The organism is Inquilinus ginsengisoli (assembly GCF_031453975.1).
Classification (GTDB): Bacteria; Pseudomonadota; Alphaproteobacteria; order DSM-16000; family Inquilinaceae; genus Inquilinus; species Inquilinus ginsengisoli_A.
In genome coordinates, this window is record NZ_JAVDPW010000009.1 from 307,272 (window position 1) to 325,449 (window position 18,178).

Sequence of the window (18,178 nt, forward strand, 5' to 3'; positions counted from 1 at the left end):
CCTCCCCGACGATCCACCCTTGAAGGCCGAGACCAGACGAGCGCCGACAGTTTCCTGCAGATCGACCTACATATCTGATCGGACGGCCGCTGCGCGAAGTCCTTTCAGCGTGCCCTGAAATCCAGCTCAGGGATCAAGGCATGATCCGTCTGGCGGATTCACGGGTTGGTCTTGTAAGCAGATTGCCATGCAGAACACGGGCAAATCGCGGGCCGGGAGCGGACGGGGCGAGCGGACCGATTCGATGATCGCCGGCTCTGCCTCGAAGCTCTCCGCCGCCGACCTCGACAACCTCATGCGGGCGCTCGAGATCGATGTCATCGCGCTCACCGAGATGCTGATTCCACCGGACCATCGCGCCGAGATGGGGACGATCGACGCGCCGGCGATCCATTACACCGTCAGCGGCAGGGGACGGATCTCGATCGGCAACGGGCCTTCGATCCCGCTCGAGCCCCATCTGCTCATCATCAAGCCTCCGAACACCCCGTTCGCGATCGAGGTCGACGGAGCCGGCGGCCCGAGGACGCTGATCTCTCGCGATTGCTGGCAGCGGCATGACGGCGTGCTGCGCATCGGCATGCCGGCCGAGCAGCCCGAAATCATCCAGATCTGTGGCTTCTTCAACGCATCCTTCGGGCAGTCCGTCGGGTTGTTTCGCGAATTGCAAGAGCCGGTGGTCGAGAAATTCGAGCCGACGGACAGGATCGGCCTGAAGCTTCGCGAAGCGGTAGAGGAGCTTTGCGCGCAGGAACTCGGCACGGGCGCCATGACGGCGTCCCTGCTGAAGCAGGTCATCGTCGCCCTGGTGCGGCGGTCGATGAAGTCCTCGCGCAGCTGGATTGATCGGTTTTCGATTCTGGCGGACCGGCAGATCACGCGTGCCTTCGCCGACATGGTTGCGCGTCCGGGGGCCGCCCATACGGTTCAGAGCCTGGCGCACAGCGCGGGCCTGAGCCGGTCGGCCTTCATGGCGCGGTTCTCGGGGGTCTTCGGCCGTTCGCCGATGGCCGTCGTCCGGGATCTCAGGATGCGGCAGGCGGCGCTCGATCTCACTACGACGTCAGCCCCGGTCGACGTCGTGGCCTACAACGCCGGCTACGAAAGCCGCTCGAGCTTCGTGCGGGCCTTCCGCAAAGCCTACGATGTCGATCCCAGCGACTACCGGCAGAGCGCGAAGACCGATGAGGCGGATGGGGACGCCTGAGCCAAACGCGGCGTGAGCTCCAGCACACCCGCGCCGCGACCCAACTGAGGCGGTGAGTTGTTACCTCTCCCGCTCGCGAGACCTTTTCACAATCCCTCAACTCGTCATCCCCGCGAAAGCGGGGATCTCGTAGCGGCTTGATCTGCAGAAGATTCCCGCTTTCGCGGGAATGACGGCCAAAGGGTGGAACGCTGTTCTGAAAAGGTCTCGCGAGCGGGAGAGGCAACGCACGAAGACGCTCGATATCCCGTCAGCCATTGATCCTCGGCACTCGCCAGCTCCGGATTCCAGAATGCGTGTCCGCTCGTCCAGGGACGCCCGAAGCGGGTTTCATCGCGCCGGCACCGGTGGCAGCGTGGCTTCAGATCACGAGCTACCGCACACAGGCAGGTGGACGATGAAGGCAATCGTTGTGACGGACCAGGCGGCGGGAACGGCCGGGATGACGCTGGCCGAGCGGCCCGAGCCGCAGGCGGCGATCAACGACGTCGTCGTCGAGATCCATGCATCGGGATTCGTCCCGACCGAGCTGGCATGGCCCTCGACCTGGACCGATCGCCGCGACCGTGACCGAACACCGTCGATCCCCGGGCACGAACTGGCCGGCGTGGTCACCGCTCTCGGCTACGGCACGACGGGATTGTCGGTGGGACAGCGGGTGTTCGGCCTCGCCGACTGGTACCGCGACGGCACGCTGGCGGAGTATGTAGCGATCGAGGCACGCAACCTCGCGCCGCTGCCGGGCGACGTCGACGTCACGGTGGGCGCGAGCCTGCCGATCTCGGGCCTGACCGCGTGGCAGGGACTGTTCCAGCACGGCCGCCTTCAGGCGGGGCAGAGCGTCCTCGTGCACGGCTCGGCCGGCGCAGTCGGGTCGATGGTGACCCAGCTCGCCAAAGCGGCCGGCGCCCACGTCATCGGCACCGGACGCGCCGCCGACCGTCAGGCGGCGCTCGACTTCGGCGCACAGGAGTTCGTCGACCTCGACAACGAAATCCTGGAAGACATCGGCGCCATCGATCTGGTGTTCGATGTCATCGGCGGCGACATCGGGAAGCGATCCGCAGGCCTGGTTCGGGCTGGGGGAACGCTGGTGTCCGTCGTCGGGCCGGCCGAGGTGAGGCCGACCGACGGCCGGGCGGTCGATTTCGTTGTCGAATCCGATCGTGCCCAGCTGGGTGAAATCGTCCAGCGGGTGCGGGACGGACGCCTGCGACCGCATATCGGCACCGTCTCGACCCTCGACGATGCCGTCGTCGCCTTCAACCCGACCGAGCGGCGCCCGGGCAAGACGATCATCCGCGTCCGTCCCTAAGAGACCGTTTGGAAACGCTACCGGTGAGGCCGTCTGACGGCGGTTTCTCCGCTTTCGGTGCTCACGCACTCAAACGTCCGTTGCGCGCCGGTTCTCGAAACCACCGCCAGCCGACTCACACCAGCGCATTTCCAAACGGTCTCTAGGCGACACGCGCCCATCGATGCATGCGGCCGGCCGGCGCTGTCCGGAACGGCCGACTGCGCCCAGTTGGACGCGCCCGGGACAATCCGGGACGCGATCCATGGCTCCTGGCATGAGATGCCGGACAGGCTCCATCCCGGCAGCATTTCCGGAAGAGAAAGAGCGGATCGCTCTTTTACTTCACCCCACCCTCCACCCACAGAAATCACCATGTCCAACGGATCCGCCATGACCAACGCCGTCATCGACTGTATTTTGAGCCGCAGCGCCGCCAAGTACTACGACCCTGCCGCCAGCTTGAGCGACGACCAGATCCGCGAGCTGGTGCGGATCGGCACCACCGCGCCGACATCCTTCCACCTGCAGAACTGGCGCTTCATCGCCGTACGCACGCCCGAAGCCAAGGCTCGGTTGAAACCGATCGCCTGGAATCAGCCTCCCATCACCGAAGCGGCCGTCACCTTCATCATCTGCGGCCAGCTGGCGGATTCCAGCGTGATACCGGAGCGCCTGGCGCCGCTGGTGGCAGCGGGCATCATGCCGGCAGCGATGGTGCCGGATTGGGAGATCCCCGCACGCGGCCTGTATCTGGAGTACCCCCAGCGCCAGCGTGACGAGGCCGTGCGCTCCGGCGCCATCGGCGCGACGGCGATGATCTATGCGGCCCGCTCGCTGGGCCTGGGTTCGACGCCGATGATCGGTTTCGATGCCGAAGCCGTGGCCCGCGAATTCGGACTGGCCGAGGACGAGGTGCCGGTCATGCTGCTGTCCGTCGGGCCGGAGCGCCCGGGAAACTGGCCGCAGAAGCCGCGCCGTCCGGTGGCCGAAGTGCTGGATCTCGTCTAATTCCCCGTGCAATCAGTGACTTGCGGAGAATACGATGGCAAGAGCCGCGGCTCTCAAGCCGGAACAGGTGCCGGCCGATTCAAAGCCGACTCTCGATATGTTCACCAAGAACATCGGGTTCACCCCGAACATGATGGCGACCTTCGCGCAGAGCCCGATCGCCTTCAACGCATGGGCCGCCCTGCTCCTCTCCTTGAGCAAGGCGCTCGACGTGAAGACGCGTGACAGCATCGGCCTCGCGGTCTCCGAAGTGAATGGCTGCAACTACTGCCTGACGGTCCACAGCTTCACGGCCGAGCATCTGGCCAAGCTGCCGGCGAATGAGATCATCCTCGCCCGCAAGGGCCATGGCAGCGACCCGAAGCGGGATGCCGCCGTCCAGTTTGCCCGCAAGGTGATCGAAACCCGCGGCCATGTCGGTGACGCCGATCTGAAAGCCGTCCGCGATGCCGGCCACACGGATGCGAATGTCATGGAGATCGTCGCGCTGGTGGCCATGTACTCCCTGACCAATTTCTTCAACAACGTGTTCGATCCCGAGAAGGACTTTCCCGCCGTGACACCGGCCGGGTCGGTCTGAATTCCGCAATTCGGTGGTTGGGTTCGCGTCGGCGAACCCAACCTGCACTCTCAATCCTGGGTTTCGCCCTCCAGCGGCGTCGCCAGCATCGACGGGCGGCGGCTGAAGGCGTCGTACCAGGCCGACAGGCGTGGGCGGCCCGGGCGAAACGGCGGCAGCCGGCGGAACTCCAGCCAGCTCAGCGTCGTCGCCAGCGCGATCTGGCCGAGATCGACCGGGCCGTCGAGATCGACCTCGCTCTCGATGAAGTCATAGGCCGCGACCAGCTTCGCCGCCTGGCCCTCGGCCAACGCCGGATAGCGCAGCGCTTCCGGCCGGCGCTCCGTCTCCCAGCGCAGGGCGATGCCGGCATCGGCCAGGCCCTGGGCGATAGCCTGCGACCGCAGCGTCAGGGCCCGGGCCCGACCCGCGGCGGCCGGGATCAGCTTCGGCCCGTCATGCAGGCTGTCCAGATGGTCGCAGATCACCACGGAATCGAACAGCGCCAGCCCGTCGTCGCAGACCAGCACCGGCACCTTGCCCAGCGGGTTGGCGGCGAACACGGTGTCGTTGCGCCGGGTCGGGCTGGTCTCGTGGTGGATCACCTCGATCCGGCCAGCCAGCCCGGCCTCATGCGCCATCACCAGCACCTTGCGGGCATAGGGGGAATGGGTCTGGTACAGCAGCTGCATCGGTCGGCCCCGGCCTGGATTGCGGTCTCGCGACGGTATCCGCCGGTCGGCGGGATGTTGCGCCTGATTGTCCCGTGGCAGCGCAAAGTTCTTGCGTGGGCGCTTATCCGATTCGCCCGACCTTCATCCTGGGATCCATCAGGTCGCGCAGCCCGTCACCGATCAAGTTCAGGCCCAGCACGGCGACGGCGATGGCGAGGCCGGGGAACACCGCCTGCAGCGGCGCCTGGGCCAAGAGGGTCTGGGCGTCCAGCAGCATCTTGCCCCAGCTGGCCTGCGGCGGCTGGGTGCCGAGGCCGAGATAGCCCAGCGCCGCCTCGGCCAGGATGGCGATGGCGAACTGGATGGTGGCCTGCACGATCAGCGCATTGGCCATGTTCGGCAGCACGTGGCGCAGCGCGATGTCGATGCGCGACCGACCCAGCGACTGGGCGGCGCGGACGAAGTCGCGGCCGTACACCACCATCGCCGCGCCGCGCGACACCCGGGCGAAGACGGCGATGTTGAAGATGCCGATGGCCAGGATGGCGTTGACCGCGCCGGGGCCCAGCAGGGCGGTGATCAGGATGGCGCTGAGGATGGCCGGGAAGGCGAAGGTCAAGTCGATCGCCCGGCCCAGGATCTCGTCGGTCCAGCCGCGCCTTGCTGCCGCCCACAAGCCCAACGGCAGCCCGGCGGCCAGGCCGATGGCGACCGCGACCACCCCGACCGCGACCGAGGTGCGGGCGCCGACCATCAGCCGCGAGAGGGTGTCCCGCCCCAGCTGGTCGGTGCCCAGCCAGTGCAGCGCGCTGGGTGTCTGCAGCTTCTGGGGGATGGCGATGGCATTCGGCGCATAGGGCGTCCAGACGAGGCTCAGCAGCGCCATGCCGACGAAGACCAGGCACAGTGCCAGGCCGAGGATGAAGCCGCGATGGGTCAGCAGCCGGACCATCGTGTCACCCCGCCTGCTTCGGCCGCGGGTCGATCACGGCATAGACCACGTCGATCAGGAAATTCACCACGACGACGATGGCGGCCAGCAGCACCACCACGTCCTTGACCACGATCAGGTCGCGCTGGGCGATCGCCTGGAACGCGAGGCGGCCCAGGCCGGGCAGGGTGAAGACGTTCTCCACCACCACCGCGCCGGCCATCAGGAAGCCGAACTGCAGCCCGATGATGGTGGCGACCGGGATCAGCGCGTTGCGCAGCACGTGGCGGCGCAGCACCGCGCCCTTCGACAGGCCCTTGGCCCGGGCGGTGCGGACATAGTCCTCGCGCATCGTCTCCAGCATCGCCGAGCGCACCACGCGGGCCAGGATCGCCGCCTCGGTCAGGGCCAGGGCCAGGGCCGGCAGCACCAGCGCGTGCAGGGCACCGCCCCAGCCGGCGGACCAGCCGGGGAAGCCGCCGGCGCCGAACCAGCCCAGCTGCAGCGCGAACAGCCAGATCAGCATGATGCCGACCCAGAAATTGGGCACGGCGAGGCCGAGCTGGCTGAACCCCATCACCCCCCAGTCGCCGACCCGGTTGTGCTTGATCGCCGCCAGCATGCCCAGCGGCAGGGCCAGGAGGGTGGACAGGGCCAGCGCGAACAGCGCCAGCGGCGCCGTCACCGCCAGCCGGTCGCCGATCAGCTGCGCCACCGGCAGCTTATAGGTGTAGCTGGTGCCGAGATCGCCGGTCAGCGCGCCGCCGACCCAGTCGAGGTAGCGGACCGGCGCCGGCCGGTCGAGGCCCATCTGGCTGCGCAGGGCCGCCAGCGTGTCCTCGCGCGCCTCGGTGCCCAGCATCAGCAGGGCGGGGTCGCCGGGCAGCACCTCGAGCACGGTGAACACCACGATCGAGGCGGCCACCAGGGTCAGCAGCAGCGTCACGAACCGCCGCGCCAGGAAGGCCAGCATCAGGGGCTCCGGGCCGCGAAGAGGGGGCGAGGGCCGCTTCTCCGAGATTGCCTCTCCCGCTTGCGGGAGAGGTCGGAGACGCGAAGCGGCTCCGGGTGAGGGGATGGCGGCCTCACCGAAAGCGCCGCTGGACCGGGAAGGAGCGCATGATCCGCCCGCCCCTAAAACTCAGATTCTGGTGTCGCGGCCGGGCTGCCCTCACCCGGTCTCGCTGCGCGAGCCCGACCTCTCCCGCAAGCGGGAGAGGCAATCTGCTCTCTCGTCCGAAGGCTGCCCTGCCGATCCCGGATGTGAGAGTCCGATAGCCCCTTGCGGGAAGCGGGACTGAAAGGGAACGGCAGCGCCTTTCTCATTCGGCCCAATACGCCCCGGTCATGTCGTTGGCGGCGATCGGGCTGTTCTGCCACATCCCCATCAGCTTGGCGTTGCGCACCCCGGTCTTGGCCAGCTGGAACAGGAATATCGCCGCCTCGTCGTCGGACAGGATCTGCTGCGCCTGCTGGTACAGCGCCTTGCGCTGCTCCGGATCCACCGCGCTGTTCAGCTGCTGGATCACCTGGTCGAAGGCCGGGTTGTCGTAGCCGAAATAGTACTTGTCCTTGCCGCGGGCGTAGATGCCGATGTCCAGCGCCTCGGTGTGCGAGACGATGGTCATGTCGTAGTCGAAGCCCTTGAACACCTGCTCCAGCCACTGCGCCCATTCCACCGGAATCAGCTCGACCTGGACGCCGATCTCGGCCAGCTGGGCCTGGATGATCTCGCCGCCGCGGCGGGCATAGCCGGGCGGCGGCAGCTTCAGCGTCGCCTTGAAGCCGTCGGGATAGCCGGCCTCGGCCAGCAGCGCCTTGGCCTTCGTCGGGTCGTAGGGATAGGCGCCGGTCAGGTCCTTGTACGCGGCCTCATAGGGCGCGAAATGGCTGCCGATCGGGGTGCCGTAGCCGAACATGGCGCCGTCGATCAGCGCCTTGCGGTCGATCGCCATGGCCAGCGCCCGCCGCACCTTGACGTCGTCGAACGGCTTGCGGCGCTGATTCACCGCCATCACCGTCTTGCCCGCGGTGGTGCCGATCTCGACCACGAAGCGCGGATCGGCCTTGAACTGGTCCAGCGTCTCGGGCGCCGGCATGTTGGGGAAGGCGTCGACGTCGCCCGACATCACGGCGGCGGAGGCGGCGGCCGGGTCGGCGACGAAGCGGAAGATCAGCTTGTTCAGCTTGGGCGCCGGCCCGGCATAGGCATCGGTGCGCTCCAGCGTGACATGGTCGCCCGGCACCCATTCGACGAATTTGAACGGGCCGGTGCCGACCGGCTTGGTGCTGTCGGTCGGTGCCGAAATCGACGACACGATCACCGCCGCCGCCTGGCCCATATTGAACAGGAACATCCCGTCGGGATGCGACAGGGTCACCACCACCTGGTCGGCCGCCGGGGTGTCGACCGACTTGATCGGCTCGAAGAAGGCCTTCTGCGGGTTGGTCGAATCCGGGGCGCGGGCGCGGTCCAGCGAGAACTTGACCGCGTCGCTCTCGAATTTGGTGCCGTCGTGGAAGGTGGCGCCGTGGCGCAGCGTGAAGGTGTAGGTCAGCCCGTCGTCTGACACCTTCCACTCGGTGGCCAGGCCCGGCTGCACCTGGCCCTGGCCGTCGATCCGGGTCAGCCCCTCGAACAGGTTGGCGTAGACCACCTCGGCGATGGCCGCGGCGGCGCCGGCGGTGGGGTCGAGGTTCGGCGGCTCCAGCACCATGCCGATCACGGCCTGGTCCTTGGCCGCCAGCGCCGGCGTCGCGATCAGCCCGACCGCCAGCGTGGCGGCTGCGAGCATGCCCCTCATCCCCATCGTCATCTCCCTGTCCGGCCGGTTTCGCTGTCGGCCGGTCCGAATCCGGTTGGTCGCGCCGCGATGATGACAGCCCGGTCGGGCTGGGTTCAAGGCTTGGCCGCACCCCAGCGTTCGCGCCAGGCCGGGTGCGGCCCCAGCGTTTCGGCATGCCAGACCCCGCGGGCGATGGCCCGGGCGACGCAATCCGCGGCGATGGCGCCGATCCGGGCCAGCGCCACGGCCCGCGGCTCGGGCAGCGCGCGGGCGCCGGTGGCCAGGGCGAAGATGGTGTCGCCGTCCATCGGCGTGTGCACCGGGCGGATGGCGCGGGCCAGCCCGTCCTGCGCCATGATTGCCACGCGCTGGGCCTCGGCCTTGGTCAGGATGGCGTCGACCGCGACGATGCCGATCGTGGTGTTGCCGCCCAGATCGGGCTGGGGCGAAGCGGTGCCGACCGCAGGAGCGGCGGCGGGATGGCGGAAGAATTCTGGCTCGGGCGAGGCCGGGCCGGTCGGGCGGTGCGGGCCGCCGAACTCGCTGTCCTGCTCCCAGGGCCACGCCCAGAAGGTGCCGTCCGGCATGGTCACGGCGCCGACCGGGTTGGCCGCGACCAGGGCGCCAACGGTGATGCCGGTCTCCGGGTCGACCGCCGAGGCGGTGCCCAGCCCGCCCTTGCAGGTCGCGGTCTTGGCGCCGGTGCCGGCCCCGGCATTGCCCTGGCGGACCTCGGTGCCGGCGGCGTCGCAGGCGGCGAGGGCTAAAGCGCGGTAGGGCGGGGTGTCGCCCCAGCTCTTGTCACCGCCATTGGCCAGGTCGAACAGGATCGCGCCGGGCACGATCGGCACGTGCAGGCCGGCCACCGGCAGGCCGCGGCCGCGCGCCGCCAGCCAGGAGACGACGCCGGAGGCGGCGTCGAGGCCGTAGACCGAACCGCCGGCCAGCACCAGCGCGTCCACCGCCTCGACCATGCAGGTCGGGTCCAGCGCGTCGGTCTCGCGGGTGCCGGGCCCGCCGCCGCGGACATCGACCCCGGCGACGCAGCGCATCTCGGGCAGCAGCACGGTGACGCCCGTGCGCGCGGCCAGGTCCTCGGCCTGGCCGACCCGCAGCCCGGCGATGTCGGTGATGGCGTTGCGCGGGCCGGGGCGGATGGTCATGGTCTCTGGCCTTCGGTCGTGCTCCGGCCAGCCATCGGCTCAGGCCGACCGCACGTCAAGCTCGTCCAGCCGTTTCGCCTTGTAGATGGCGAAGGACAGCGCCCAGGCGGCGATGAAGATGCCGATGATGACGAAGCCGAGATTGTTGAAGTTGTCGTTCAGCGCCCCGACCGCGTCCCAGAAGCCGCCGCTCAGCCCCAGCTTGTCGCCGATCAGGCCCAGCGCCTCGATGCCGCCGATCAGGATGGCCACGATCACCGACACCAGGGTGATGGTCATGTTGTAGTACAGCTTGCGGATCGGCTTCACGAACGCCCAGTCATAGGCGCCCAGCATCATCACCCCGTCGGTGGTGTCGACCAGCGACATGCCGGCGGCGAACAGCAGCGGAAACACCAGGATCGCCTCGAACGGCACGCCCTTGGTGGCCTGGGCGGCCGAGACCCCGAACACCGCCACCTCGGTCGCGGTGTCGAAGCCCAGGCCGAACAGGAAGCCCAGCGGGAACATGTGCCAGCTGCGGGTCACCAGCCGGAACACTGGCCGGAAGATCCGGGCCAGGAAGCCGCGGTTGTTCAGCAGCATGTCGAGGTCCTGCTCGACATAGGCGCCGCCGCGCCGGACCTGGCGGTAGCTGCGGTAGATCGAGACCAGGATGACGATGTTCATCGCCGCGATGGCGAACAGGAACAGGGCCGAGACCGCGGTGCCGATCACGCCGCTGACGCTCTGGAAGCTGTCGAAGCCGTCCAGCAGCGATGCCGCCAGGGCGACGGCGCCGGCGGCGATGACGACCACGGTGGAATGGCCCATGGCGAAGAAGAAGCCGATCGTGACCGGGCGCTGCCTCGCCTGCATCAGCTTGCGGGTGACGTTGTCGATGGCGGCGATGTGGTCGGCGTCGACCGCGTGGCGCAGCCCCAGCCCGTACACCACCAGGGCGACGCCCAGCAGGGCCGGCTTGTCGTAGAAGCTCAGCAGCGCCCACAGCCAGGCGCCGAGGTTGAGCGCGATCAGCACCGCATAGATCGTCACCAGCCGGCCGCGCAGGTCGGGCGCGCTCTCGTCCAACAGTCGTTTGATCTGGGTCAGCACCGGGGGATCCCATCCGTGACGTTGCAGGCCATCGCAGCGCTCCCCCTGCCGCCGGGACCCGCCGCGGCGTCGGGCGTCGTCACCCGGCCGCGGTTCCGTCCGATCCCGTGCGGAAAACCATCGGCGAAAAGGCTAGGCTTGCCGCTTCGGACCGGTCAACGCATCGGTCGGCGCGCCGATCGGCAAATCGGCGTTATGCGGCAATCGATCACGGCGATTTGCGTCCGGCGGCCGAATCCCTATGCTCCGCCGCCATGACCGACCTGCCGACCATCCGCCTGCAGCCCGGCCGCGACAAGCGCGTCGCCGCCGGCCACCCCTGGATCTTCTCCAACGAGATCGCCATGACCCCGGACCTGCGCGAGGTGCCGCTGGGCGCCCCGGTGCGGGTCGAGTCGGCGAACGGCAAGGCGCTGGGCGTCGGCGGCTTCAACCGGCACGCGTTGATCGCCGTCCGCATGCTGCACCGCGACCCGGGCATGGCGATCGACACCGCCTTCCTGCGCCGCCGCCTGGCCGCGGCCGTGGCCTTGCGCGACGGGCTGTTCGACCGGCCCTTCTACCGCCTGATCCATGCCGAGGCCGACGGGCTGCCCGGGCTGATCGTCGACCGCTACGGCGACGTGCTGGTGGTGCAGAGCAACACCGCGCTGATGGACCGGCTGGAAGGGCCGCTATGCGATGCGCTGGAGGAGCTGCTGAAGCCCCGCGCCATCGTGCTGCGCAACGACAGCGCCGTGCGCAGCCTGGAAGGGCTGGCGGAGGAGGTGCGGGTCGCCCGCGGCGCCCTCGACGGCCCGGTCGCGGTCGAGGAGAACGGCGCGGTGTTCGAGGCCGACCCGCTCGGCGGCCAGAAGACCGGCTGGTTCTTCGACCAGCGCGACAACCGCGCCTTTGTGGCCAAGCTGGCGCGCGGCCGGCGGATGATCGACGTCTACACCCACACCGGTGGCTTCGGCATCCAGGCGGCGCTGGCCGGCGCCGCCGCGGTGACGCTGGTCGACCGCTCGGCCCCGTCGCTGGAGCTGGCGGCGAAGGCGGCGGCGGCCAACGGCGTCGCCGACCGGGTAACGACGGCGCGGGGCGAGGCCTTCGCCGAGATCGAGCGCCGCGGCGGCGAGGGCGAGCGCTGGGAGGTGGTGGTGGTCGACCCGCCGGCCTTCGTGAAGTCGAAGAAGGACCTCGCCGCCGGGTCGCGGGGCTATGCCAAGCTGACCCGTCTCGCCGCCCGGATCACCGCGCCCGGCGGCTTCCTCTGCGCCTTCTCCTGCAGCCATCACGTCGACCCGGTGCTGTTCGCCGAGCAGGTGGCGCGCGGCCTGGTCGATGCCGGGCGCACCGGGCGCATCCTGCGCCAGTCCGGCGCCGGGCCGGACCATCCGGTGCACCCGCTGCTGCCGGAAAGCGCCTATCTCAAGGGCATCGTGCTGCAGCTGGACTGACGAGCCCTCTCCGCCCGGGGTTGACAAGCCGGCCTCCAGCCGCTGGTCTAGACCAGACAAGAGGGGGAGGCCCAAGACCATGAACACCATCGCATCGCGCGCGCTGCTGGCCGGCGCCGCGCTCATCGCCCTGGCTGGCGCAGGGCTCACCGACGCCGCCCGGGCCGAGGACGTCACGCTGACGATCGAAAGCTGGCGCAACGACGATCTCAAGATCTGGCAGGACAAGATCGTCCCGGCCTTCGAAGCGTCGCATCCCGGCATCAAGCTGAACTTCGCGCCCTCGGCCCCGACCGAATACAACGCCGCGCTGAACGCCAAGATGGAGGGCGGGGTGGCCGGCGACATCATCGCCTGCCGCGCCTTCGACGCCTCGCTGGCGCTGTTCCAGAAGGGCCATCTGGCCCCGGTGAACGACCTCAAGGGCATCGAGAACTTCACCGACGCGGCCAAGACGGCGTGGAGCACCGACGACGGCAAGACCACCTATTGCGTGCCGGTCGGCTCGGTCATCGGCGGCTTCATCTACAACAAGAAGATGTTCGACGATCTCGGCCTGGCCCCGCCGAAGACCCAGGCGGAATTCCTCGCCCTGCTCGACAAGATCAAGGCCGCCGGCGACGTGCCGCTGTCGCTCGGTAGCGCCGACCAGTGGGAGGCCGCGACCATGGGCTTCCAGAACATCGGCCCTAACCACTGGCACGGCGAACCCGGCCGCAAGGCGCTGATCGCCGGCACCGCCAAGTTCACCGACGCGCCCTATGTCGCGGCCTGGGCCGAGCTGGCGACGTGGAAGCCCTACCTGGCCGACGGCTACCAGGCGCAATCCTACCCCGACAGCCAGAACCTGTTCACCCTGGGCCGCGCCGCGATCTACCCGGCCGGGTCGTGGGAGATCCCGCTGTTCGAGGCCCAGGCCGACTTCCCGCTCGGCGCCTTCCCGCCGCCGGTGGAGAAGGCCGGCGATCCCTGCTTCATCTCGAACCACACCGATATCGGCTTCGGCATGAATGCCGGCGGCAAGCACCCCGAAGCCGCGCGGGCCTTCCTGGAATGGGTGGCGTCGGCGGAATTCGCGACGCTCTACACCAACGCCCTGCCGGGCTATTTCACCCTGTCGACCCACAAGGTCGAGCTGAAGGACCCGCTGGCGGCGCAGTTCCAGAGCTGGAAGGACAGCTGCGGCTCCAACATCCGGCTGGCGCACCAGATTCTGTCGCGCGGCAAGCCCAATGTCGACCAGGCGATCTGGAACGTCTCGGCCCAGGTGCTGAACGGCACCCTGACCGCGGAACAGGCCGGTGCCAAGGTGCAGGAGACCCTCGACGCCTGGTACAAGCCGCCGGGGAAGTAGGCCGGCACCTATCTCTTCTTGTCATGCCACGGCTTGACCGTGGCATCCAGGGGCGGCCAGAGCGGCTTTCCGTGGCCCCTGGATTGCCGGGTCAAGCCCGGCAATGACAGAAAAGAGATGAGGCGCGGCGCGATCCCCCTACGCGGCCACCCTCGCCAGCAGCAGCAGGCGGCGGAAGGGGAACAGGGTGCTGCCGTCCGGCTGCGGCGGATAGGCCTGGGCCAGCCGGGACGCGTAGGTGGCGATGAAGGCGTCCAGCTCGGGGCCCGACAGCGCCGCCATCACCGGCAGCAGCGCGGTGCCGCGCACCCAGTGCAGCACCGGATTGTCGCCCTTCAGCACGTGGAGATACTCGGTCTCCCAGATGTCGAGGGCGGCGCTGCGCGGCGCCAGCAGGTCGTAATAGGCGGACGGCATCCCGACCGGCGGGCGGCGCAGCCGGATCTTGCCGGCCCAGGGCGGCTCGGTCGCCAGCGCCCGCATCAGCACATGGCTCGGCGCGTCGAAGTTGCGCGGCATCTGCACCGCCAGCACCCCGCCGGGGGCGAGGAAGGACAGCAGGCGCGGAAACAGCGCCTCATGCCCCTCGACCCATTGCAGCGCGGCGTTGGAAAAGATCAGGTCGACCGGCTCGGCCGGCGCCCAGTCGGCGATGTCGGCCTCGACCCAGTCCAGGTCCGGATGGGTCGCCCGGGCCTCGCGCAGGGCGTTGCGGTCGCGGTCCAGGCCGGTGACCGCGGCGCGGGGCCAGCGTTCGGCCAGCTGCGCCGCCAGGGCGCCGCTGCCGCAGCCGAGATCGACGATCCGCTTCGGCGCGATGTCCGGCAGCCGGGTGATCAGGTCAAGCCCCGGCTGCAGCCGGGGACCGGCGAACTTCAAGGTCTGTGCGGGATTCCATTCCATCACAAAGTTCTACCGGAAAACCGGCGCCAGGCGTATCCCTTCGCGTCGAACGGCCGGGTTGCCCCCGCGGCCCGGTCACGCATGACCGGGTCGGGGCGGATCGATTGACTCGGGCGCCCCTTCTGCCTATAACCCGCGACCTTTTGCGTCCGGCAGGACGTGAGTAGAGCTATCCGGAGTTCCGATCGTGAAGAGAACCTTTCAGCCCAGCAAGCTGGTGCGTGCGCGCCGCCATGGCTTCCGCGCCCGTATGGCGACCGTCGGCGGCCGTCGCGTCCTGTCCAATCGTCGCGCCAAGGGCCGGAAGCGCCTCTCCGCGTAATCCGGGCTCCGGCAGATTTGCCGTGGCAGATCTGCCGACTGCAAGCATGGGCAGGATTTTCGGTTCCGCGAATCCTGCCTGGCCGGGGTGACCGGATGCGCGTCCGCCTTGACGATCCTTCCCTGATCCGCCTCGGCCGGCTGAAGAAGCGGGCCGAGTTTTTGGCCGTGGCCGCGACCCGCCGGAAATGGGCGGCGCAGGGCGTCATCGTCCAGCTTCGCCGCTGGGACGGGGCGCCGGGCGAAGGCGCCGAGGACGGTCCGGACGGCTGCGACGTCCGCGTCGGCTACACCGCCAGCCGCAAGGTCGGCAATTCCGTCATCCGCAACCGGGCGCGTCGCCGCCTGCGCGCCGCCGCCGCCGAGGTGCTCGGCCGCCGGGCCGCGCCGGGCCACGACCTGGTGCTGATCGCGCGCAGCGAGACCGTGCGCCGCCCCTTCGCGTCGCTGGTGGCCGATCTCGACCGGGCGCTGGAGAAGCTGGGCGCCGTGCGCCGGGAGCCGGCCGAGGCCGCGGGTCAGGGGGCGTGAGCCCGCTGGCCCATGTGCTGCGCGGCGCGGTGATCGGCTATCGCTACAGCCTGTCGGCGCTGATCGGACGCAACTGCCGCTTCGCGCCCACTTGCTCCGCCTATGCGATCGAGGCTATTGAGCGGCACGGTGCGATCGTCGGGGGCTGGCTGGCCCTGCGGCGCATTGCGCGTTGCCACCCCTGGGGCGGATCGGGGTATGACCCCGTGCCCGATGCCCCGACCAAGACTGCCGGCGGACCCGGCCGCGATTCGTGCTGCGGCCCGGCCCACCGACAGATGACCGCCCCTGATTGATTGACCGGCCGGCCAGACTATCGGGCTGGCGCCGGGACCGGAGCTTCGATGCGATGACCGACCAGAAGAACCTGATCCTGGCGATCGCCCTTTCGCTCGCCATTCTGCTCGGCTTCCAGTTCCTGTTCCCGGGATCGACGCCGGCGCCGACCCCTGAGCAGCAGCAGCAGACGGCGACCACCACCTCGACCGCCTCGCCCCAGGCGCCGACCGCGATCGGCTCGGGCCCGGTGGCCCCGGTCGAACGGTCCCAGGCCCTGGCCCAGACCCAGCGCGTCAAGATCGACGCGCCGCGCATGCACGGCTCGATCAACCTGACCGGCGGCCGGCTCGACGACGTCACCCTGCGCGACTACCGCGAAACGGTGGATCCGAACAGCCCGGAGATCGTGCTGCTGACGCCGCGCACCGCGGCCTCGCCCTACTACGCCGACTATGGCTGGGCGCCCAGCGACCCGTCGATCCCGGTGCCCGGCACCGACACGGTGTGGACCGCCGACCGCGAGACCCTGACGGCCGACGCGCCGGTGGTGCTGAGCTGGGACAACGGCCAGGGGCTGGTGTTCCAGCGCGCGATCTCGGTCGACGCCAACTACATGTTCACGGTGGTCCAGCGCGTGGTCAACAACACCGGCAAGCCGGTGGAGCTGGCGCCCTATGGCCGCGTGCTGCGCTTCGGCACGCCGGTGACCCAGGGCTACTACGTGCTGCATGAGGGCCCCTACGGCGTCTTCAACGGCACGCTGGACGAGAAGACCTACAAGGACATCCAGGACGACAAGGCGGTCCGCCACACCACCACCGGCGGCTGGCTCGGCTTCACCGACAAGTACTGGCTGGTGGCGCTGGTGCCGGACCAGGCGGCCAAGGTCGACACCCAGTTCCTGCACCAGTCGGACGGCGAGGGCCGCTACCTCGCGACCTACCAGGGCGAGGCCCAGACGGTGGCCCCCGGCCAGACGCTGGAATCGACCGGGCGCCTGTTCGCCGGCGCCAAGGAAGTCGACCTGATCAGCAGCTACGCCGACACGCTGGGCATCACCAAGTTCGATTTCGCCATCGACTTCGGCTGGTTCTGGTTCCTGACCAAGCCGTTCTTCAAGATCCTCGCCTGGATCCACAGCGTGGTCGGCAATTTCGGCCTGTCGATCATGATCTTCACCCTGGCGCTGAAGCTCCTGTTCTACCCGCTGGCGGACAAGTCCTACCGCTCGATGGCGAAGATGAAGGCGCTGCAGCCCGAGATGGTGAAGCTGCGCGAGCGCTTCGCCGACGACAAGGCCAAGCAGCAGCAGGAGCTGATGGCGCTGTACAAGCGCGAGAAGGTCAACCCGGCCGCCGGTTGCCTGCCGATCGTGATCCAGATCCCGGTGTTCTTCGCGCTCTACAAGGTGCTGCTGGTCACCATCGAGATGCGGCACGCGCCGTTCTTCGGCTGGATCCACGACCTGTCGGCACCGGACCCGACCACGGTGTTCAACCTGTTCGGCCTGATCCCGTGGACGCCGCCGTCGATGCTGATGATCGGCGCCGCGCCGATCATCATGGGCTTCACCATGTTCCTGCAGCAGAAGCTGAACCCGGCGCCGGCCGACCCGGTCCAGGCCAAGGTGTTCATGCTGCTGCCGGTCGTGTTCACCTTCATGCTCGCGCATTTCCCGGTCGGGCTGGTGGTGTACTGGGCCTGGAACAACACCCTCACGATCCTCCAGCAATGGTCGATCATGAAGCGGATGCATGTGAAGATCTCGGGCGGGCTCGAGGAATCGGCCGAACCGGCGCCGTCGCTGCCGCCTTCGGTGACCCGGAAGAAGAACGGCGACGGCACGCCGAAGACCGGCGGCGCCACCCGCAAGCCGGCAGGCCGCAAGGGGTGACCGACCCCCAGGCCGGCCCGGCCCAGCCCGGCGAGACCAAGGCATACAGCGCCGCGGCGATCGAGGCGGGCCGGCTGCTCTTCGCCCAGGAATGCCACTTCACCTGGGGGGCTGCGGCGTTGGACGGCCTGCCGCCGGCGGGGCTGCCGGAGATCGCCTTCGCCGGCCGCTCCAATGTCGGCAAGTCCAGCCTGGTCAACGCCCTGACCGGGCGGAAGACCCTGGCCCGCACCAGCCACACCCCGGGCCGCACCCAGCAGCTGAACTTCTTCGACCTCGGCGGCCGGCTGGCGCTGGTCGACCTGCCGGGCTACGGCTACGCCAAGGTGTCGAAGTCGCTGGTCGCCAGCTGGACCGAGACGCTCAAAGGCTACCTGCGCGGCCGGGTCACCCTGCGCCGTGCCCTGGTGCTGGTCGACGGCCGCCACGGCATCAAGGATTCCGACGGGGACATCCTGAAGCTGCTCGACGACACCGCCGTCGCCACCCAGGTGGTGCTGACCAAGATGGACAAGGTCGGCAAGGGCGAGCGCGAGCGCCGGATCCCGGAGGTCGAGGCGGTGCTCAAGGCGCACCCGGCGGCCTTCCCGCATGTGCTGTTGACCAGCAGCGACAGCGGCGAGGGCATCCCCGAGCTGCGGGCCTTTCTCACGGATATCGCCCAGCACGGTTGATCGCGGCCCCGCGGTCGGGCATGAGAGGGACGCCGGCAACTAGCTCGCAGGATTCGAGCC

18 protein-coding genes are annotated in these 18,178 nt (G+C 69.1%); 11 read left to right on the plus strand and 7 right to left on the minus strand.

Annotated elements, in window-relative coordinates:
* Positions 1-187 precede the first annotated feature (187 nt).
* From E9232_RS25480 to E9232_RS25495, 4 genes are all read left to right on the plus strand, one after another.
* On the plus strand, positions 188-1,207 hold the full coding sequence (locus E9232_RS25480; RefSeq protein ID WP_309798815.1) for a helix-turn-helix transcriptional regulator: 1,020 nt from the start codon (positions 188-190) through the stop codon (positions 1,205-1,207).
* A gap of 397 nt (positions 1,208-1,604) precedes the next feature.
* On the plus strand, positions 1,605-2,522 hold the full coding sequence (locus E9232_RS25485; protein ID WP_309798817.1) for an NADP-dependent oxidoreductase: 918 nt from the start codon (positions 1,605-1,607) through the stop codon (positions 2,520-2,522).
* Between the two features lie 372 nt (positions 2,523-2,894).
* Positions 2,895-3,512 (plus strand): nitroreductase family protein, encoded by a 618-nt coding sequence (locus E9232_RS25490; RefSeq protein ID WP_309798819.1) that lies wholly within the window; start codon positions 2,895-2,897, stop codon positions 3,510-3,512.
* 34 nt (positions 3,513-3,546) lie between these two features.
* A complete protein-coding gene (locus tag E9232_RS25495; RefSeq protein ID WP_309798821.1) occupies positions 3,547-4,092 on the plus strand; it encodes a carboxymuconolactone decarboxylase family protein in 546 nt (181 codons plus the stop codon).
* Positions 4,093-4,142: 50 nt separating this feature from the next.
* Here E9232_RS25495 and E9232_RS25500 read toward each other — a convergent pair whose 3' ends face one another.
* The 6 genes from E9232_RS25500 to E9232_RS25525 form a co-directional block, all read right to left on the minus strand.
* Complete coding sequence (locus E9232_RS25500; RefSeq protein WP_309798822.1) at positions 4,143-4,763, minus strand: glutathione S-transferase family protein; 621 nt, start codon at positions 4,761-4,763, stop codon at positions 4,143-4,145.
* A 103-nt stretch (positions 4,764-4,866) separates the two neighbouring features.
* Positions 4,867-5,697: an ABC transporter permease gene (locus E9232_RS25505; protein WP_309798824.1), complete on the minus strand. Its 831-nt coding sequence runs from the start codon at positions 5,695-5,697 to the stop codon at positions 4,867-4,869.
* 4 nt (positions 5,698-5,701) lie between these two features.
* Complete coding sequence (locus E9232_RS25510) at positions 5,702-6,649, minus strand: ABC transporter permease (RefSeq protein WP_309798826.1); 948 nt, start codon at positions 6,647-6,649, stop codon at positions 5,702-5,704.
* A gap of 349 nt (positions 6,650-6,998) precedes the next feature.
* A complete protein-coding gene (locus tag E9232_RS25515; protein WP_309798828.1) occupies positions 6,999-8,471 on the minus strand; it encodes an ABC transporter substrate-binding protein in 1,473 nt (490 codons plus the stop codon).
* A 104-nt stretch (positions 8,472-8,575) separates the two neighbouring features.
* The gene (locus E9232_RS25520) at positions 8,576-9,625 is read right to left on the minus strand and encodes a P1 family peptidase (protein ID WP_309798830.1); all 1,050 of its coding nucleotides are present in this window, start codon (positions 9,623-9,625) and stop codon (positions 8,576-8,578) included.
* A gap of 39 nt (positions 9,626-9,664) precedes the next feature.
* The gene (locus E9232_RS25525) at positions 9,665-10,720 is read right to left on the minus strand and encodes a HoxN/HupN/NixA family nickel/cobalt transporter (RefSeq protein WP_309798832.1); all 1,056 of its coding nucleotides are present in this window, start codon (positions 10,718-10,720) and stop codon (positions 9,665-9,667) included.
* Between the two features lie 254 nt (positions 10,721-10,974).
* On the opposite strand from E9232_RS25525, the gene E9232_RS25530 reads away from it, so the two are divergent.
* Together E9232_RS25530 and E9232_RS25535 are read left to right on the plus strand one after the other, a co-directional pair.
* A complete protein-coding gene (locus tag E9232_RS25530) occupies positions 10,975-12,162 on the plus strand; it encodes a class I SAM-dependent rRNA methyltransferase (protein ID WP_309798834.1) in 1,188 nt (395 codons plus the stop codon).
* A gap of 79 nt (positions 12,163-12,241) precedes the next feature.
* Positions 12,242-13,516, plus strand: coding sequence for an ABC transporter substrate-binding protein (locus E9232_RS25535; protein ID WP_309798836.1), 1,275 nt, complete (start codon positions 12,242-12,244; stop codon positions 13,514-13,516).
* 138 nt (positions 13,517-13,654) lie between these two features.
* On the opposite strand, the gene E9232_RS25540 is transcribed toward E9232_RS25535, so the two are convergent.
* The gene (locus tag E9232_RS25540) at positions 13,655-14,419 is read right to left on the minus strand and encodes a methyltransferase domain-containing protein (protein WP_309798838.1); all 765 of its coding nucleotides are present in this window, start codon (positions 14,417-14,419) and stop codon (positions 13,655-13,657) included.
* Positions 14,420-14,606: 187 nt separating this feature from the next.
* Between E9232_RS25540 and rpmH the strand changes: the two genes are divergently transcribed.
* From rpmH to yihA, 5 genes are all read left to right on the plus strand, one after another.
* The gene (gene rpmH, locus E9232_RS25545; RefSeq protein WP_138887974.1) at positions 14,607-14,741 is read left to right on the plus strand and encodes a 50S ribosomal protein L34; all 135 of its coding nucleotides are present in this window, start codon (positions 14,607-14,609) and stop codon (positions 14,739-14,741) included.
* 95 nt (positions 14,742-14,836) lie between these two features.
* On the plus strand, positions 14,837-15,271 hold the full coding sequence (rnpA, locus tag E9232_RS25550) for a ribonuclease P protein component (protein ID WP_309798841.1): 435 nt from the start codon (positions 14,837-14,839) through the stop codon (positions 15,269-15,271).
* A complete protein-coding gene (yidD, locus tag E9232_RS25555) occupies positions 15,268-15,567 on the plus strand; it encodes a membrane protein insertion efficiency factor YidD (protein ID WP_309798843.1) in 300 nt (99 codons plus the stop codon). The genes rnpA and yidD overlap by 4 nt, the downstream gene beginning before the upstream one ends.
* A 53-nt stretch (positions 15,568-15,620) precedes the next feature.
* Entirely contained in the window at positions 15,621-17,444 is a 1,824-nt protein-coding gene (gene yidC, locus E9232_RS25560; protein WP_309798845.1) for a membrane protein insertase YidC, read from the plus strand.
* Positions 17,441-18,118 carry a ribosome biogenesis GTP-binding protein YihA/YsxC gene (yihA, locus tag E9232_RS25565; protein ID WP_309798847.1) on the plus strand — a complete coding sequence of 226 codons (678 nt, stop codon included), beginning with the start codon at positions 17,441-17,443 and terminating at the stop codon, positions 18,116-18,118. Before yidC ends, yihA begins: the two co-directional genes overlap by 4 nt.
* Positions 18,119-18,178 lie beyond the last annotated feature (60 nt).

Coding starts and splice junctions, on each gene's coding strand:
- E9232_RS25480 (WP_309798815.1), top strand. CDS start 188: ATGCAGAACACGGGCAAATCGCGGGCCGGGAGCGGACGGGGCGAGCGG.
- E9232_RS25485 (WP_309798817.1), top strand. CDS start 1,605: ATGAAGGCAATCGTTGTGACGGACCAGGCGGCGGGAACGGCCGGGATG.
- E9232_RS25490 (WP_309798819.1), top strand. CDS start 2,895: ATGACCAACGCCGTCATCGACTGTATTTTGAGCCGCAGCGCCGCCAAG.
- E9232_RS25495 (WP_309798821.1), top strand. CDS start 3,547: ATGGCAAGAGCCGCGGCTCTCAAGCCGGAACAGGTGCCGGCCGATTCA.
- E9232_RS25500 (WP_309798822.1), bottom strand. CDS start 4,763: ATGCAGCTGCTGTACCAGACCCATTCCCCCTATGCCCGCAAGGTGCTG.
- E9232_RS25505 (WP_309798824.1), bottom strand. CDS start 5,697: ATGGTCCGGCTGCTGACCCATCGCGGCTTCATCCTCGGCCTGGCACTG.
- E9232_RS25510 (WP_309798826.1), bottom strand. CDS start 6,649: ATGCTGGCCTTCCTGGCGCGGCGGTTCGTGACGCTGCTGCTGACCCTG.
- E9232_RS25515 (WP_309798828.1), bottom strand. CDS start 8,471: ATGCTCGCAGCCGCCACGCTGGCGGTCGGGCTGATCGCGACGCCGGCG.
- E9232_RS25520 (WP_309798830.1), bottom strand. CDS start 9,625: ATGACCATCCGCCCCGGCCCGCGCAACGCCATCACCGACATCGCCGGG.
- E9232_RS25530 (WP_309798834.1), top strand. CDS start 10,975: ATGACCGACCTGCCGACCATCCGCCTGCAGCCCGGCCGCGACAAGCGC.
- E9232_RS25535 (WP_309798836.1), top strand. CDS start 12,242: ATGAACACCATCGCATCGCGCGCGCTGCTGGCCGGCGCCGCGCTCATC.
- E9232_RS25540 (WP_309798838.1), bottom strand. CDS start 14,419: ATGGAATGGAATCCCGCACAGACCTTGAAGTTCGCCGGTCCCCGGCTG.
- rnpA (WP_309798841.1), top strand. CDS start 14,837: ATGCGCGTCCGCCTTGACGATCCTTCCCTGATCCGCCTCGGCCGGCTG.
- yidC (WP_309798845.1), top strand. CDS start 15,621: ATGACCGACCAGAAGAACCTGATCCTGGCGATCGCCCTTTCGCTCGCC.